We start from the raw sequence: 15,673 nt of genomic DNA, 5'->3' as shown, positions 1-15,673 counted from the left end.
AAAACCCAATAATTCAGTCAAGTTTAGCATTGATCAGCGATAAAAACGAATGTTGCCATGCGTCCGGTTTTGGCCTGACGACGATAAGAATAATACTCCTCGGCCTGCCGATAGGTACACTGATCACCACCTAAAATGGTGGTTACCCCCTGCTCGGTCAGGATATAGCGGGCAATCGCATATAAATCGGCATAGAATTTTCCGGCCTGTTTCCCTGCCTGAAAGGCGCTGCTTAATGCGGGATATTTCTCACAAAATACCTGCTTTACTTCGGCCCCTACCTCAAAACACGGCTGGCTAATGGCCGCGCCTAACCAGGCCCAGGTCGGTGGGTGCTGCATGGCGGCAATGGTATTTTCAACAATACCCTGTGCCAGACCTTTCCAGCCGGCATGTAAATTGGCCACTTCAGTGCCATCCTGATTGCCCAGCACAATGGGCAGGCAGTCGGCGGTCATCATCATTAAGGCATGGCCTTTGCGCTGCGTGACCAGTCCATCGCCTTCCGGTGCATTAAAATGCAGCTCATCATTTATCACATGACACAAGGTGCTGTGGGTCTGGTTCATCCAGCTGATTGTATTAACACCGTATTCGGCCAGCTGTTCCAGTAACAGCATACGATGCTGCTGCACCCGTTCCGCTGCATCCTGTACATGCAAGGCTAGGTTAAAACCGGCCAGTTCCGGTACTTGCGCTGGCAAGGCCTGCTGATGCTGAATCCGCGTTTGCGCCACATAAACCTGTGCCGGTAATCCCTGAATAAATTGCATCTCAGCTCCTGTGTTCACTTAAAAGCGGCGTTGAGATCATACTTTCTCAACGCTGCAGAACGGTTTAATAGGCAGCGTTTTCGCTACGCAACACATCCACCAGCTGGCTGAAATCTTCCGGCCACGGCGCTTCAAACATCATGTCCTGTTTGGTACGTGGATGCACCAGCCCCAGTTTGGCCGCGTGCAGTGCCTGACGTTTAAAACCGCGCAAGGTTTCATTGAGCAGCTCGGAGGCTCCAGCCGGCACACGCACACGTGGCATATACACCGGATCGCCAATCAGACCATGACCGATATAGCTAAAATGAACCCGAATCTGATGGGTACGGCCGGTTTCCAGACGCGCCTGAACCCGGGTGAAATGCTGGAAACGCTCTTTCACGTTATAGTGGGTCACGGCGTCTTTGCCGCCCGGAAGCACTGTCATTTTGACACGGTCGACCGGATGGCGCTTGATCGGTTCATCAATGGTGCCGCCGGCAATGATATTGCCATATACCACCACGTCATAAATCCGGTACACCGACTTGTTGGCCAGCTGCTTGCTCAGGTCAAACTGTGCCTCAAGATTTTTCGCCACCACCAGCAAACCGCTGGTGTCTTTATCAATACGATGTACCAGCCCGGCACGTGACAATTCTGCCGATTTTGGATAATGGAACAGCAAGGCATTGACCAGTGTGCCGGTAATATTGCCCGCACCAGGATGCACCACCATGCCAACCGGTTTATTAATCACTAAAATATCATCATCTTCATAGGCAATATCTAAAGGGATGTTTTCAGGCTGACTGTTGGTCTGTGCTTCAAGTTCAACATTTAAACTTAACAGTTCATTGCCTTCGCACTTGTACTTTGGTTTGACAGTGTTACCATTCACCAACAAATGACCATCTTTTAGCCACTGCTTCAGTTTTTCACGTGAAAAATCACTCCAGATGAGGGCTGCAACCTGATCGATACGTTGCCCCAGATAGCTTTCATCCAGTTGAAATTGCAACGATAAACGTGTTGCAGTTGGGTCTGAAGTATGATTATCTGCATCCTCAGAATCATCAAGTAAATTGAAGTCAGTTTCAGGGATGTTGGAATTGGAAGATTGTGCTTGAGACATTTGATCATTCAGACAAAAGTGGTTTAATAGCGCAATTGTAGCTCATTGCCCGTAATAACAGAGGAATTTTTATGTCGCTACCACGTTATAAAATTACCATGCTAGCTCTTTCACTTGGCGTTGCATCTGCAATCGTGGGCTGTAGCAGTAATCCAAAAAAAGAAGTGGTCGATACAGGTCCGCAATCTAGCGAACAAGTTTATATTCAAAAAGCAGAACGAGCACTGGAACGCGGGCAATATACCGATGCTATCCAGCATCTTGAAGCATTAGAAACCTATTATCCTACCGGTGAATATGCCCAGCAGGCACAACTTGAGCTGCTGTATGCAAAATTCCAGCAAAAAGATTATGAAGGTGCAGTCGCACTGGCCGACCGTTTTATCCGGATGAACCCGCAGCATCCAAATGCTGACTATGCCTACTATGTGCGCGGCGTGGCCAATATGGAACAGAACTATGATGGTTTAATCCGTTATACCTCGTTAAAACAGGCGCATCGTGATGTCAGCTATTTAAAAGTGGCTTATCAGAACTTTGTCGATTTCATTCGCCGTTATCCATCAAGCACCTATGCTGTGGATGCTGCACAACGTATGCAGTTTATCGGGCAAGAGCTGGCAGAAGCGGAAATGAATGCGGCACGTTTTAATATTAAACGTAAGGCCTGGGTCGCCGCGGTGGAACGTTCACTCTGGGTAATCGAACATTATCCGCAAACCCCACAGATTCCGGAAGCAATTGCCACCGCAGCCTATGGTTATACCCAACTGGGTGACCGTGCCACTGCACAACAGTATATTGACCTGTTAAAACTGAACTATCCAAATCTGGTTAAAGCCGATGGCTCTGTAAACCTGCGTGCTGCACGGAATGAAGGTAGCTGGCTAAACCGTGCGACTTTGGGTATTTTTGGTCGTGAAGCACAGGCCACCACCGAACAGCAGCAAAAACTGGCCAACCAGCAGGAAGAACCACGTAGCTGGACCAACCGTTTAAGTTTTGGTTTGCTGGACCGTCCTGAAAAACAGGAAAACAGTGAAGCGGCCGAGTAAACATAATTAACATCCATGACTGTCTTAAATTTGATTTAAACATTCCATTGGATACGCGGATGTGGCAGGGATGCCACACGTTCCCCATCACAACAAGGATGTTGTGTATGGGGAACAAAGACTTTTGCCTACTTTGGGTCTTTCCAAAGTAGGAAATTCTCCATACAAAGCCCTTAACAGGCCGAATGAAAATAGAGGCCCAACACACTTAAAATAAAATTTTTTTCTTCCTTTTATTGTCCTAACATAAGTACAGCTTTGAAAAATAGCGAGTAAGGATAGAGCTTTTAACCTGTTTTTCAATTTTGCAAAATATAAAGCATACGTTACTATACTTGCCCTTTTATCTTGGCCACTTGCCTGAACACGCAAAACCGGATAGAAAGGAAACAATACACTGTAATCTCTATACCCTGTCGATCTGTTCGACCTACCGCTTAACCGACCCGATAAAAACAGTATGGCTATTCCTCAACACACGATTGATCAGATTCTGGATCGGACCGACATTGTCGATCTGATTGGTCAGCGCGTGAAACTGAAAAAAACCGGGCGGACCTATTCGGGCTGTTGTCCATTTCATCAGGAAAAAACCCCGTCTTTCCACGTTTATCGCGACAAACAGTATTATCACTGCTTTGGCTGTCAGGCCAACGGCAATGCAATTCGCTTTTTAATGGATATCGACAGCCGTAACTTTGTCGATGTCATGAAAGATCTGGCCAGTCAGACCGGTATCGAGCTGCCAAAAGACAATCAGGACAGCAAAAAACTGGTCTATAAACGCGAGGCCAAAAAACCGGCGCCACCGGCCAAAACTGCACCCGCGCCAGCAACACCCACACCGACCGAAACTGATCAAGTCCCTGCTGCACATTTTGATCCTTTTGAGCAGTTCCAGCCAGCAGATGATCCCTTTGCCGGTTTTGAACAATATCCGGATTTTGATCAGGAGCCGATCCAGGAAGGCAACCTGTTTGATCTGCTGGAAAATGTGGCGCAGTTTTATGAACAGCAGTTACCGCACAGCCAGTCGGCACAGCAATATTTTCGCCAGCGCGGTTTAAGCGCACAGACCATCCAGTTCTGGCGTTTGGGCTATGCACCGGAAGACTGGCAGCATCTGGAAAAAGCCTTTCCACAAGATATTGAAGGTTTAAAACTGCTGGGGCTAATTCGTACCAGCGATTCCGGCCGTGATTTTGACCTGCTACGTGACCGGGTGATTTTCCCGATCCGCGATCACAAAGGGCGTGTGGTCGGTTTTGGTGGCCGTGCGCTCAATGATGAAATCAAGCCGAAATATATCAACTCGCCCGATTCGGAAGTCTTCCACAAAAACCAGCTGCTGTATGGCCTATACGAAGGCCGCAAGCAGAAAGCCCAGGACTGGCTGATGGTGGAAGGCTATATGGATGTGATTGCGCTGCAGCAATATGGCATTTATGGCGCCGTGGCAACGCTGGGGACTGCCAGTAATACCGAACACCTGAATATTCTGTTTAAGCAGAACTCACGCATTACCATTGCCTTTGATGGTGATGCCGCAGGTCAGAAAGCAGCACGACGTACGCTGGAAATTGCCCTGCCCCTGCTGAATGATGGCCGTGAACTGAAGTTTTTTGTGCTGCCGGATGATCATGACCCAGACTCGCTGATCCGCCGTGAAGGTATTGAAAATTTCCGCCGCCTGCTCGATCAGGCGCCGCTACTGTCTGATTTTGTGTTTGCGCATTTAAGTCAAAACCATGATATCAGCAAGCCCGAAGGCAAAAGTCAGGTGATGGGCGAGTTAAAACAGCTGACTGAACTGTTACCGAAAACCGGCTCTTACCGTTATCTGCTGCAACAGTTTTTCCGGGAAAAACTCGGCTTTAACCGCAAATGGCAGCCACATACCAATAATGATGCCTCACTCAGCTTTAGCACCAAGGTTGATGCCGAAGAATATGTGGTGGCGATTCTGATCAACCATCCGTATTTATATATTCATTTTGAACCGTTACGCGCACTGATTCCGGCCGATCAGTTACTGGCCAAAATCCTGCAAATCTTTAACGGAATTTTTGATGAATTACCGGATGATCCAGAACTGGCCAAATACTATGTGCTAGGCGCCTGTGCGGCTTATCACTACGAATTACAGCGCATTTTACAGCAAGCCAATGTCGGCGATTACACCACTTCGCCAGAGAAAGCTGACAAGCTGGCCGAAGATTTTTCCATTAAACTGCAATACCACTTCTTGCAGCAAAAAATCCGCTCGAAGAAATTTAGCAGTATTGAAGAAATGCGTAATCTGAAACATCAGATTTATCAGATTGATAAAAAACGTTCTCTGACCTTACTGGAAGAATAAGCGGCATTAAAACAATGCTGAACCATCACAATGGCTTAGCGTTTAGATTTACGCCGTTTGGCACTGACCTGCTGCAGTTCGCTTTGCAGCATTTCAAAGTATTCCGGATCTTCGGCTTTGGCCGCCTGACGCAGCACAATCGAGGTGGGATGCAGCAATTTCTGGGTCAAACGGTAAGAAAATTCCTGTAACACCTGTGCCGCATTTTCACCTTTGGCAATTCGCGCCATCGCCAGTTGCAGTTCTTCCTGACGTAACGTTTCACCCTGCTCACGATAAGCCTGAATGGTACTGCCGGCACTTTTGACCTTTTGCTGGGTTACCAGTTCGGTCGCCAACTGATTCACCATCACCTCGGCTTCTACCGCGGCCTGACGACGCTGTGCCAGATTCTCATCAATCACGCTTTGCAGGTCATCGACACCGTATAAATACACACCATCTAGTGATTCGACTTTCGGGTCGATATCACGCGGAACAGCCAGATCGACCAGCAACATCTGCTGGTAACGACGCTTTTTCAGCGCGGCTTTGACTTCTTTATAGCCAATCACCTGATGCAGGCTGCCGGTACAGCTGGAGATCACATCGGCGCGATGCAAATGTTCTGCCAGCTGTTCAAATTCAATAATTTCAACTTCTACCCGATGGGCAATTTCCTGGGCCAGATTTTCAGCACGGGCGCGGGTACGGTTACAGATCATGACCTTGGCCACGCCCATTTCCGCCAGATGTTTGGCCACCAGGCTGTTCATTTCACCTGCCGCCACCACCAGCACGGTCAGCTTGTCCGGATGGCTAAACACCTGTAGCGCCAACTGTGCTACTGCATAGCCCATGGACACCGCATGACTGCCGACTGCTGTTTCAGAACGCACCCGTTTGGCCGCATAAAAGGCGTATTCAAAAATATGGTTTAAATCTTGCGAAACCGTGTGGGCATCTTTGGCCAAAGATAAGGCCGATTTGACCTGCCCCAGAATTTGCGGTTCACCGAGCATTAGGGAATCGAGGCCGCTGGCAACGCGCATTAAGTGGGTGACAGCCTGCGCATTTTCATAGCGATAAACGTGATTTTGTAGTTGTTTGACATCCAGACCATTTACCTGGGCGAGCCAGCCCAGCACCGTGTCTGCATGGTCAGACATGGCGTACACTTCAGTTCGGTTACATGTAGAAACCACCACCATGTCATTTAACAGGTGGCTCTGGCTTTGTTCGGCAAGTAATTGAGTTAACTTTTCAGGGTTAAAAGCAATTTGCTCACGCAATTCTACAGAGGCGGTTTGATGGTTGACACCCAATGCAAAGAAAGACATATCAGATCATCATTTCGCTAAATTTATGCTATTGTGCAATAACGGTGTCATAAAAAGCATTACTTGGATCAAGAAAAATTGCGTCAAACAACCAGCCGGCTTAGCGGCGCGACAATTAAGCAATATTCTACCACAATCTTACTCGTGGGTAGCATGGCTTCTAGTGCTCATATTAGAGCATCTGGAGATTTTTTCCATGCACCTACAAATCTGAATGCCATAAAACAAAGCATGGTGGCGGAATTTGCCCTCGCCTCAAATGACGTGGCCACCGCCTTACATAACTATACTGTACTGGCAATTAAAAGTAATTCAACCAGTATTAAACAGCGCGCACTGAATATTGCACTGGAACACAATGACTTAAATGCAGCTTTGGACATTGCCACCCACTGGGTGATTCAGGAACCGGAAGATGTTCCAGCCCTGTTTTATCTGGCGCATATTGCCCTGAAAGCGCATGAATATGACCTGGCCGCTGAAACCCTGGACAAGATTCTGGCCATTGATGCCACTGCCGATTTAGAACAGATTCTGGCCGGTATTGCCCCGGAGTCGCCAGAAGATCGTGAGTTTCTGATTCAGGCACTACGCACCAGCAAAGAAAAAGATAATCCCTCAATTCTGATTCTGATTGCCGGTTTAAAAGCCCAGAATGGCCAGTTAGAAGAAGCGCTGGAAACGGTCAACCGGGTGCTACGCAAACGTCCGAAAGTGACCGGTTATATCCTGCTCAAAGCCAGCCTGCTAAGTGCGCTGCAAGACTCAAAAGCTGCCCAGGAATGGTATGCCAAATCCAGCCGCAAACATAAAAACAATCTAGAAGTACGTCTGGCTGAAGCCAAATATCTGTTAAAAACCAATCAGCCGGAATTGGCCCTGACCAAACTGGAAGCGATGCTGGAAAAATGGCCAAAGGAAGATGAAGCCCTGTTTCTGGCTGGTCTGACCAGTATTGACTTGAAGCAGTATGAAAAGGCCGAGAAATATCTGGTCGAGTTGCGCTATTCCAACCAGTATCAAAATGAAGCCTATTACTATCTGGCGGTCAATGCCGAGCGTAAACAGCATTTTGAAACCGCCAAAGCCTATTACCGTCTGGTCGATGGCAGCCTGTATACCGTTTCGCGGCGCAGCATGATCAATATTTATAGCCAGCAAAGCCGCCAGCATGAAGCCTTACGCTTTTTAACCCAGGAACGGGTCAATTATCCGCAGCATGCCAGTTTTTTATATCAGGCTCAGGCGGAAATTCTAAAGCGCATGAACAACAAGACTGCCGCCTTAAGACTGCTGGATGAAGCCATCCGCAATTTACCCGATGATCCGGAACTGCTGTATTCAGAAGTGTTGCTGCTAGACCCTTATCAGGACAAAGACAAACTGGACCGCTTGCTGAAAAAGCTGTTACAGGTCGAGCCGAACAGTCCGACTTATTTAAATGCCTATGCCTATACCCTGGCGCTGCAAAACCGCCGGCTGGATGAAGCACGCCAGTATGTGGAACAGGCACTGGAATTCGCCCCGGAACAGGCCTCAATTCTGGATACTTTAGGCCTGATCAGCTATCTGCAAAATGATTTTGACACCTCTGCCCAGGTGCTGGAAAAGGCTTTTGCCTTAAGTGCAACAGTCAAAATTGGGGTCCGTTATGCCAAGGCGCTGTATATGCAGGGCAATTTGACAAAATTTCGTCAAGTTTTACAACAACTCCAACAAAAATATCCAAATGATCCGCAATTAGAACAGCTTCATTCGTTATTGTTACCGCAACACAGCCCTCAGAGTTAATACGCATGCAACTTATTTCCAAACTCAGTCTTAGTCTTGTCACGGTCAGCACCCTGGTGCTGGGTGGTTGTCAGCAGTTCACCCAACCGCAAACACCCGCAAGCCCAATGGTTGAGGCAGAAAATCAGTTTCATCTGCAAGGAAAAATCGGGGTACGCACACCACAGCAATCAGGCAGCGCCTTTTTTAACTGGCTGCAACAGCAGGAACAGTTTGATATTGAGCTAAGCGGCATTTTAGGCGTCGGTAAAACACAGATTTCCGGCCAGCCGGGACAAGTCACACTGAATAGCGCCAAAACCGGCACCATTCAGGCAGCAACAGCCGAAGAACTGCTGCAGCGGGCCACCGGCTGGCAAGCGCCAATCAGTCATATCATTGACTGGGTGCAGGCACGTCCGGCCACCACACAGGCCAAAGTCGCTTACGATAGCCAGCGTCGTCCAACCCAGTTTCTAGAAGATGGCTGGACCGTTGATTTAAGCTATAACGAACAGGCGCGTTTGCCAAACCGTTTAATTTTAAAGCAAACATTTGAATCCGGTCAGGAGAACCGTATTACAATGGTGATCCAAAACCGTTAATTTTGTGCTGTCATGATTCGTGTTCCCTCACCTGCCAAACTGAACCTGTTTTTGCATATTACTGGCCGCCGTGAAAATGGCTATCATGAACTGCAAAGCATTTTCCAGCTGATCGATCTCTACGACTGGCTTGAATTTGAGCCATTGGATACAGCCGAGATTCAGATCGACGGTTTAAATTCAGTCGATCTGGAACAGAACCTGATTTATCGGGCGGCGCAGATCTTAAAACCTTTTGCCCAAGCGCCGACCGGTTTAAAAATCCGGCTGGACAAACAGATTCCTATGGGTGCCGGACTTGGTGGTGGCTCATCCAATGCCGCCACCACCCTCATTGTGCTGAACCAACTGTGGCAATGTGAACTCAATTCTGAGCAGCTGGCCGATTTAGGGGTGCAACTGGGCGCCGATGTGCCGATTTTTGTCCATGGCCGCAATGCCTGGGCAGAAGGTATTGGTGAACACTTAACATTCATAGACTTAGAACAAAAACAGTACATAGTGCTAAAACCTGACTGTTTTATCAGCACTCAACTGCTTTTTTCACAAAAAACGTTGACAAGAGATACGAAGCCATCTAAATTTTGCGCCTATCAGTTGAAGCCATCTGATTTCGGAAACAACTTTGAGCCACTGGCCAGAGCCTTATATCCTGAAGTCGATGAAGCCATGCAATATCTGGATCAGTTCGGAGTTGCCAAGCTTACAGGTACAGGTGCCTGTGTTTTTATTGAAGTGACTTCAGAAATGAAGATTGATGAGATTCTGGCTCAGGCACCATGTAAAGCTTACCTGGTCCACAGTTTAGCCGAATCACCATTAATTCATTTCAAAGTTGAATAGGGGTATCGCCAAGTGGTAAGGCAGCGGGTTTTGATCCCGCCATCCGTTGGTTCGAATCCAGCTACCCCTGCCATTTTTCACCTGTAGATGTACTGTATTAGGGGTATCGCCAAGTGGTAAGGCAGCGGGTTTTGATCCCGCCATCCGTTGGTTCGAATCCAGCTACCCCTGCCATCTTACAGTCATCAAATTTAGGGGTATCGCCAAGTGGTAAGGCAGCGGGTTTTGATCCCGCCATTCGTTGGTTCGAATCCAGCTACCCCTGCCATTTTCTCGAAAAAGACAGAGCATTGGTTTGCTGTTCTGCTGTTAATTTACCTTGACATCGACCAGCAAAAATATTAAAGTTCTGCCGCATTAGGGGTATCGCCAAGTGGTAAGGCAGCGGGTTTTGATCCCGCCATTCGTTGGTTCGAATCCAGCTACCCCTGCCATCTATTTCCATACATTCCAACCGCCAAGGGTGCTTCATGCCCAATCTTGTCGTTTTTAGTGGAACTGCGCATCCACAATTCGCCCAAAAAGTCGTAAGCCATCTTCACATTCCTTTAGGTGCTGCCTCAGTCGGTCAGTTTTCTGACGGTGAAATTGCTGTAGAAATTACCGAGAATGTACGTGGTAAAGACGTTTTCATCGTTCAGCCTACTTGTGCCCCAACCAATGATAACCTGATGGAAATCCTGGTGATGGCAGATGCATTGCGTCGTGCAAGTGCTGGCCGTATCACTGCCGTGATTCCTTATTTCGGTTATGCCCGTCAAGATCGTCGTCCTCGTTCAAGCCGTGTGCCAATTACTGCAAAAGTGGTTGCAGATATGTTGACCACTGTCGGTATTGACCGCGTGGTGATGATTGACCTGCACGCTGACCAGATTCAAGGTTTCTTCGATATTCCTGTAGACAACATTTACGGTACGCCAGCGCTGCTTGCTGACTTACGCCAGCAGTCACACGACAACCTGATGGTGGTTTCACCTGACGTGGGTGGTGTCGTACGTGCCCGTGCTGTTGCCAAGCAAATGGGGGATATCGACCTTGCGATCATTGATAAACGTCGTCAAAAAGCCAATGAATCACAAGTGATGCATTTGATTGGTGATGTGAAAGATCGTGACTGCGTCATCGTGGATGACATGGTCGATACCGCAGGTACCCTGTGTAAAGCAGCAGATGCACTCAAAACTTTTGGTGCGCGTAAAGTGGTTGCTTATGCTACTCACCCGGTGCTGTCTGGTAAAGCGATTGAGAACTTAAAGAATTCTGTGATTGATGAACTGGTTGTTACTGACACCATTCCATTATCAGAAGAAGCTCAAAACCTTGGCAAGATTCGTCAGGTTTCAGTCGCAAGCATGGTTGCTGAAACAATTCGTCGTATTAACAACGAAGAATCTATTAGCGCAATGTTCGATTCTTATCTATAATAGTGCGCTAAATTTTCAAAAGCCCTGCTTTATGCAGGGCTTTCTATCACCAGATCGGTCGCAGGTCTGGTTTATTTAACCTGAAATAGGATGTCTATCATGGCAAACTTCGTATTAAACGCTCAAGCGCGTGAAGCAGCTAACCAAGGGAAAGGTGCGAGCCGCCGCCTTCGTCACGCTGCTCAAGTTCCAGCTATCATTTATGGTGGCGACGCTGAGCCAGTAGCAGTAACTTTAGAACTTCGTGAGCTTGTAAAAGCTTTAGAAAGCAATGCTTTCTTTGAAGAAGTTGTAGAAATCAAAGTAGGCGACAAAGTTGAAAACGTGAAAATCCAAGCGTTACAACGTCACCCTGCTAAAAACACACCAATGCACGCTGACTTCAAACGCGCATAAGTGTTAATGGTGTAAATTAGTGTCAAATATTTCACTGATTGTTGGTTTGGGCAACCCAGGTACTGAGTATGCCCAAACCCGCCATAATGCAGGCTTCTGGTTTGTTGAACGCCTTGCAGATCAATATGGCATCTCTTTAAAAGCTGATCCGAAATTCAAAGGCATCAGCGGTCGCGGTAATATTGAAGGTCAGGACGTTCGTCTGCTATTACCAACAACCTTTATGAACCGTTCCGGTCAAAGTGTTGTGCCCTTCGCCAAATTCTATCAAATCGCACCTGAAGCCATGCTGATTGCCCATGATGAACTGGATATGAATCCGGGGATTATTCGCCTGAAAACTGGCGGCGGTCATGGTGGTCATAATGGTTTACGTGACATCGTTCCACACACCGGTCCAAATTTCCACCGTTTACGCATTGGTATTGGTCATCCGGGGTCTAAAGAACGTGTTTCCGGTCATGTGCTCAGCAAAGCCCCAAGCCAGGAACAAGGCTTGATGGACGATGCCCTCAGTCACGCGCTGTCTCGCATGAAATTACTGGTCAATGGCGAGATTCAGCAAGCCATGAACCAGATCAATGCCTATAAACCCAACGAATAACCTAATAATTGTTGAACAATCCTGCTTGCCATCTGGCAAAATTGGGCGCAAAATGCGCTCGTCGGCTGATTCGGTCGCAGTGATTGATTCAACCATAAGATAAAGATCTTAGGTCCACTAAGGAGACGCTAGCCATGCTATCTCGTTTATTAAAATGCAAAATTCACCGTGCTTTCGTGACACATGCGGAACTTCATTATGAAGGTTCATGTGCAATTGATGGCAAACTTATGGATTTAGCTGGCATTCGCGAATACGAAGAAATTCACGTCTGGAACGTAACCAATGGCAAACGCTTTACCACTTATGCGATTCGTGGTGAAGACAATTCAGGCATCATTTCAGTCAATGGTGGCGCAGCACATCAGGCAGATGTCGGCGATATCATCATTATTGCGACTTTCGGTGATTTCACTGAAGTAGAAGCCAATGCGCATAAACCACGCCTGGTATATGCCAACCCGGACAACACCGTGAGTCACACCGCCAACTGTATTCCGGTACAAGTCGCTTAAGACCTAAGATCATCCTACGAAAAAGCCCGCACATTGCGGGCTTTTTTATGGCAGAAATATAAGTCATGGGTTACTTAAAACAGATACTGCCCTGCTGTGCTGATTAGTCCATACAGCGCAATCAGAATTAAAAGAGCACCACACAGCGCCAGTACCGGCCGATAACCGCGTGACAGCGTTAAACGGTAAAAACCCAAATACAACAAAGACAAAGTCAGAAAATCCAGTACAATCCAGCTGGCGGTCAGCAAGATTAGACTATCATTAAAATGATCGGTGACCTGAATAAATTGCGGGAAAAAGGCACTAAAAAACAGAATATCTTTCGGATTGGAAATCCCGACCAGAAAACCCTGCCGAAATCCGCCTACAGCGCTGGCCGTCTCCTGTTTCGGTCCGGCCGCTGCCCGGCTTTCCTTGAGAATGTCCACCCCCAAATAGGCAATATAGACACAGCCTAGCAGCTTAATTAAATCCAGCCAGAAGGCCTGAATATTGAAGATGCCTTTTAAAATCAGCACCGAGCAGGCAATTAACAGCAAAGAAGCTAAATTAGTCCCGACAATGGTCTGAAACGCCCGCCGGTAACCACCTTTGAGTCCGGCACCAATCACCAGCATCATCACCGGGCCTGGGGTGGCAATCATGATCACCACCGCCAGACAGTACAACAGATATTCAGCCATATTGATCATCTGTGGTACTCCTGCGCTACTCTTGCTTAAACCTTAGGATGAAAAACTAGTCATCCTCTTCCAGACTGACTTTTAATAAATGCTGGCTAATGCCATCGGCACGTAAAAATGCCAGGTCATAACTCGCAGTCGCCAGTGCCAGTACCCGACGCTCAAATTCCTGCCACAGTGGTTTAACCTGCGCGGCCTGAATACCAAGACCACTGTCATCGGCCAGATGCTTGTTTTTTTCACATAATTTGAGCGCATGATATAACTTGCGGCCTGCGCTGGCATCGGGACGTAAACGCACCCGCTTTGACAGGACAAAATGCTCTACCTGCGGCAAGCGGGCAAATGGCAACATTGGTACCAGAATCTGGTCCAGCTGGGCATCCAGACGCTGCCAGACAGCCGTTTGCTGTTCGGGGGTATAGCCATTCCAGCGTATCACTTCATGATTAAAACGACGACAACCACGACACACTGAATCACCAAATACCGTAGAGCAGCGGCCTGCACACGGGGTCAATGAGGCGATTCGACGATCCGTACTCAAAATATACTCCAGAAAAGCGCAGTAATGCCGGCCTGAATGCGGCCGTATTACTTTTGGTAAAATCATAGGCGAGGATAGGCATCATAGCCGACTCTATCGCAGATTTAAAACCATATTTCTGTTCTGGATTTCTCGCTATCTGGGCACTTTCACGCTAAAATATGCCCCTCAAATTTTTTATATCACATTGGAGTACTCCATGAACGCTACTGTAGAACAGCTTGCACCTGTAGAACAGCAAGCGACCTCTGGTTGGGTTGTTGCCGCACTTTATCAATTCAAAGAAGTTCAAGATCCTGCAGATCTACAACAACGTCTTTTAGACTTGGTAAACAGCATCAACCTGTGTGGTACTCTCATTGTGGCGGGTGAAGGGATTAATGGTACGGTGGCGGGCGACCGCGAAGCCATTGATCAGGTACATCAGTTTCTTTTAAACGAAGGCTTTAGCGCGATGGAATATAAAGAGTCGCACAGCGCCGACAAGCCTTTCCGTAAAATGAAAATCAAGCTGAAAAAAGAAATTGTGACTTTGGGTGTAGAGGTCAAACCACGTGATCTGGTCGGCCATTATCTGGACCCGAAAGAATGGAACGAACTGATTGCACGTGATGACGTAATTTTAATTGATACCCGCAATGACTATGAATACAAGGCCGGGACTTTTAAAGGCGCGATTGATCCACAAACTGAAACCTTCCGTGAATTTCCAGACTATGTGAAAAAAGAACTGGAACAGCACAAAGACAAGAAAATTGCCATGTTCTGTACCGGTGGGATTCGCTGTGAAAAATCCACTTCGTTATTGCTACAAGAAGGCTTCCAGGAAGTTTATCATCTGAAAGGCGGTATTTTGAAATACCTCGAAGAAACCCCGGCAGAAGAAAGCCTGTGGGAAGGTGAATGTTTCGTATTTGATGGTCGTACTGCGGTTACGCATGGTGTGGAAGAAGGTCAAAATACCAAGTGTCATGCCTGTGGTTGGCCTTTACTGCCAGAAGAAGTGGCAGAACCAAGCTATGAACACGGCGTATCTTGTAAATACTGTATTGATAAAACCACAGAAAAACAGAAAGCCGGCTTCCGTATGCGTCAATCTCAGATTGCAGCGGCAAAACGCAAACGTCTGTAATAATGTAAACCAGTACAAATAATTTTACAAAAAGCCCTATTTATAGGGCTTTTTTTACGTCTGTTCACATACCAGAATCAATTCAATACCAAAGCACCCTCTGGTACTAACAGAAGCCAGTCATGCTTAGGCTAAACTCCAAATCACAACAAAAACAATGCAGTTTTATTTTGACGTACAGATTCTCACCCATGGACAAGGATTGACTTATGCAAAGAACGATAACAACACGCTATAAACACCAATTCCGTACTGCCTTACTGCAACGAGCGCATCAGCAGCAAGATCTGCAATTGCACCACCTGAAACAGCAGCTTGAACAGCGTTCACACTTGTTTATTGTGGGGTTTGGCACCGTGCTCGGCGCGATTCTGGCAATGTTTATTGCCTATCACCTTTCCAATATCTGGAGTGGTTACCTGATTGTCGCTGTCTTGCCGCTGCTGGTGGCGTATGGGCTTCGAAAAGTCTATGTGCACACCCTGTCGCATACCGCTGAGGAAGATTTTTAGTTACGTTTCAGCTCTT

The 15,673-nt window shown here is 47.3% G+C and carries 16 protein-coding genes and 4 tRNA genes; 15 read left to right on the top strand and 5 right to left on the bottom strand.

The features are described 5' to 3' along the window. Window positions 1–23: 23 nt before the first annotated feature. Together pgeF and rluD are read right to left on the bottom strand one after the other, a co-directional pair. Window positions 24–773 carry a peptidoglycan editing factor PgeF gene (pgeF, locus tag FTU67_RS00350; RefSeq protein WP_005176194.1) on the bottom strand — a complete coding sequence of 250 codons (750 nt, stop codon included), beginning with the start codon at window positions 771–773 and terminating at the stop codon, window positions 24–26. A 64-nt stretch (window positions 774–837) separates the two neighbouring features. Beyond that, entirely contained in the window at window positions 838–1,890 is a 1,053-nt protein-coding gene (gene rluD / locus FTU67_RS00345) for a 23S rRNA pseudouridine(1911/1915/1917) synthase RluD (protein ID WP_180061306.1), read from the bottom strand. 71 nt (window positions 1,891–1,961) lie between these two features. Here rluD and FTU67_RS00340 point away from each other — a divergent pair, with 71 nt between their 5' ends. Together FTU67_RS00340 and FTU67_RS00335 are read left to right on the top strand one after the other, a co-directional pair. Further along, entirely contained in the window at window positions 1,962–2,945 is a 984-nt protein-coding gene (locus FTU67_RS00340) for an outer membrane protein assembly factor BamD (RefSeq protein ID WP_005176190.1), read from the top strand. Between the two features lie 460 nt (window positions 2,946–3,405). Further along, the gene (locus FTU67_RS00335; RefSeq protein WP_104488032.1) at window positions 3,406–5,304 is read left to right on the top strand and encodes a DNA primase; all 1,899 of its coding nucleotides are present in this window, start codon (window positions 3,406–3,408) and stop codon (window positions 5,302–5,304) included. Window positions 5,305–5,339: 35 nt separating this feature from the next. Here FTU67_RS00335 and hemA read toward each other — a convergent pair whose 3' ends face one another. Next, window positions 5,340–6,623, bottom strand: coding sequence for a glutamyl-tRNA reductase (gene hemA, locus FTU67_RS00330; protein ID WP_016659909.1), 1,284 nt, complete (start codon window positions 6,621–6,623; stop codon window positions 5,340–5,342). Window positions 6,624–6,701: 78 nt separating this feature from the next. Here hemA and FTU67_RS00325 point away from each other — a divergent pair, with 78 nt between their 5' ends. The 11 genes from FTU67_RS00325 (at window position 6,702) to panD (ending at window position 12,780) form a co-directional block, all read left to right on the top strand. Continuing rightward, window positions 6,702–8,414, top strand: a complete 1,713-nt coding sequence (locus FTU67_RS00325) for a tetratricopeptide repeat protein (protein WP_180056916.1) — start codon at window positions 6,702–6,704, stop codon at window positions 8,412–8,414. Between the two features lie 5 nt (window positions 8,415–8,419). Further along, the gene (gene lolB / locus FTU67_RS00320) at window positions 8,420–8,998 is read left to right on the top strand and encodes a lipoprotein insertase outer membrane protein LolB (protein WP_016659907.1); all 579 of its coding nucleotides are present in this window, start codon (window positions 8,420–8,422) and stop codon (window positions 8,996–8,998) included. A 12-nt stretch (window positions 8,999–9,010) separates the two neighbouring features. Continuing rightward, entirely contained in the window at window positions 9,011–9,841 is an 831-nt protein-coding gene (gene ispE / locus FTU67_RS00315) for a 4-(cytidine 5'-diphospho)-2-C-methyl-D-erythritol kinase (protein WP_180056917.1), read from the top strand. Next, window positions 9,840–9,914, top strand: a tRNA-Gln gene (locus FTU67_RS00310). The genes ispE and FTU67_RS00310 overlap by 2 nt, the downstream gene beginning before the upstream one ends. 26 nt (window positions 9,915–9,940) lie before the next feature. After that, window positions 9,941–10,015 (top strand) — tRNA-Gln (locus tag FTU67_RS00305). 19 nt (window positions 10,016–10,034) lie between these two features. Further along, window positions 10,035–10,109 (top strand) — tRNA-Gln (locus tag FTU67_RS00300). A gap of 91 nt (window positions 10,110–10,200) precedes the next feature. Continuing rightward, a tRNA-Gln gene (locus FTU67_RS00295) sits at window positions 10,201–10,275 on the top strand. 36 nt (window positions 10,276–10,311) lie between these two features. Next, a complete protein-coding gene (locus FTU67_RS00290; protein WP_005176171.1) occupies window positions 10,312–11,265 on the top strand; it encodes a ribose-phosphate pyrophosphokinase in 954 nt (317 codons plus the stop codon). Between the two features lie 99 nt (window positions 11,266–11,364). Further along, a complete protein-coding gene (gene rplY, locus FTU67_RS00285) occupies window positions 11,365–11,661 on the top strand; it encodes a 50S ribosomal protein L25 (protein WP_005176167.1) in 297 nt (98 codons plus the stop codon). A gap of 19 nt (window positions 11,662–11,680) precedes the next feature. Further along, window positions 11,681–12,265 (top strand): aminoacyl-tRNA hydrolase, encoded by a 585-nt coding sequence (pth, locus tag FTU67_RS00280; protein ID WP_087662153.1) that lies wholly within the window; start codon window positions 11,681–11,683, stop codon window positions 12,263–12,265. Window positions 12,266–12,399: 134 nt separating this feature from the next. Continuing rightward, window positions 12,400–12,780 (top strand): aspartate 1-decarboxylase, encoded by a 381-nt coding sequence (gene panD / locus FTU67_RS00275; RefSeq protein ID WP_005176160.1) that lies wholly within the window; start codon window positions 12,400–12,402, stop codon window positions 12,778–12,780. Between the two features lie 74 nt (window positions 12,781–12,854). On the opposite strand, the gene FTU67_RS00270 is transcribed toward panD, so the two are convergent. Continuing rightward, a complete protein-coding gene (locus FTU67_RS00270) occupies window positions 12,855–13,472 on the bottom strand; it encodes a LysE family translocator (RefSeq protein WP_180056934.1) in 618 nt (205 codons plus the stop codon). 49 nt (window positions 13,473–13,521) lie between these two features. Further along, complete coding sequence (locus tag FTU67_RS00265) at window positions 13,522–14,013, bottom strand: DUF1289 domain-containing protein (RefSeq protein ID WP_075174416.1); 492 nt, start codon at window positions 14,011–14,013, stop codon at window positions 13,522–13,524. A gap of 199 nt (window positions 14,014–14,212) precedes the next feature. Between FTU67_RS00265 and FTU67_RS00260 the strand changes: the two genes are divergently transcribed. Both FTU67_RS00260 and FTU67_RS00255 read left to right on the top strand, forming a co-directional pair. Next, complete coding sequence (locus FTU67_RS00260; protein ID WP_005176153.1) at window positions 14,213–15,145, top strand: rhodanese-related sulfurtransferase; 933 nt, start codon at window positions 14,213–14,215, stop codon at window positions 15,143–15,145. Window positions 15,146–15,354: 209 nt separating this feature from the next. Beyond that, a complete protein-coding gene (locus FTU67_RS00255) occupies window positions 15,355–15,657 on the top strand; it encodes a hypothetical protein (protein ID WP_005176151.1) in 303 nt (100 codons plus the stop codon). Window positions 15,658–15,673: the final 16 nt, after the last annotated feature.

Origin of the sequence: Acinetobacter sp. YH12132 (assembly GCF_013418645.1) — a bacterium.
Taxonomy (GTDB): Bacteria; Pseudomonadota; Gammaproteobacteria; order Pseudomonadales; family Moraxellaceae; genus Acinetobacter; species Acinetobacter indicus.
Note: the sequence above shows the minus strand (reverse complement) of the source record. Positions and strands in the feature narration are given on the sequence as shown.

Coding starts and splice junctions, on each gene's coding strand:
- lolB (WP_016659907.1), top strand. CDS start 8,420: ATGCAACTTATTTCCAAACTCAGTCTTAGTCTTGTCACGGTCAGCACC.
- pgeF (WP_005176194.1), bottom strand. CDS start 773: ATGCAATTTATTCAGGGATTACCGGCACAGGTTTATGTGGCGCAAACG.
- FTU67_RS00260 (WP_005176153.1), top strand. CDS start 14,213: ATGAACGCTACTGTAGAACAGCTTGCACCTGTAGAACAGCAAGCGACC.
- FTU67_RS00255 (WP_005176151.1), top strand. CDS start 15,355: ATGCAAAGAACGATAACAACACGCTATAAACACCAATTCCGTACTGCC.
- FTU67_RS00340 (WP_005176190.1), top strand. CDS start 1,962: ATGTCGCTACCACGTTATAAAATTACCATGCTAGCTCTTTCACTTGGC.
- FTU67_RS00335 (WP_104488032.1), top strand. CDS start 3,406: ATGGCTATTCCTCAACACACGATTGATCAGATTCTGGATCGGACCGAC.
- rluD (WP_180061306.1), bottom strand. CDS start 1,890: ATGTCTCAAGCACAATCTTCCAATTCCAACATCCCTGAAACTGACTTC.
- rplY (WP_005176167.1), top strand. CDS start 11,365: ATGGCAAACTTCGTATTAAACGCTCAAGCGCGTGAAGCAGCTAACCAA.
- ispE (WP_180056917.1), top strand. CDS start 9,011: ATGATTCGTGTTCCCTCACCTGCCAAACTGAACCTGTTTTTGCATATT.
- hemA (WP_016659909.1), bottom strand. CDS start 6,623: ATGTCTTTCTTTGCATTGGGTGTCAACCATCAAACCGCCTCTGTAGAA.
- FTU67_RS00290 (WP_005176171.1), top strand. CDS start 10,312: ATGCCCAATCTTGTCGTTTTTAGTGGAACTGCGCATCCACAATTCGCC.
- panD (WP_005176160.1), top strand. CDS start 12,400: ATGCTATCTCGTTTATTAAAATGCAAAATTCACCGTGCTTTCGTGACA.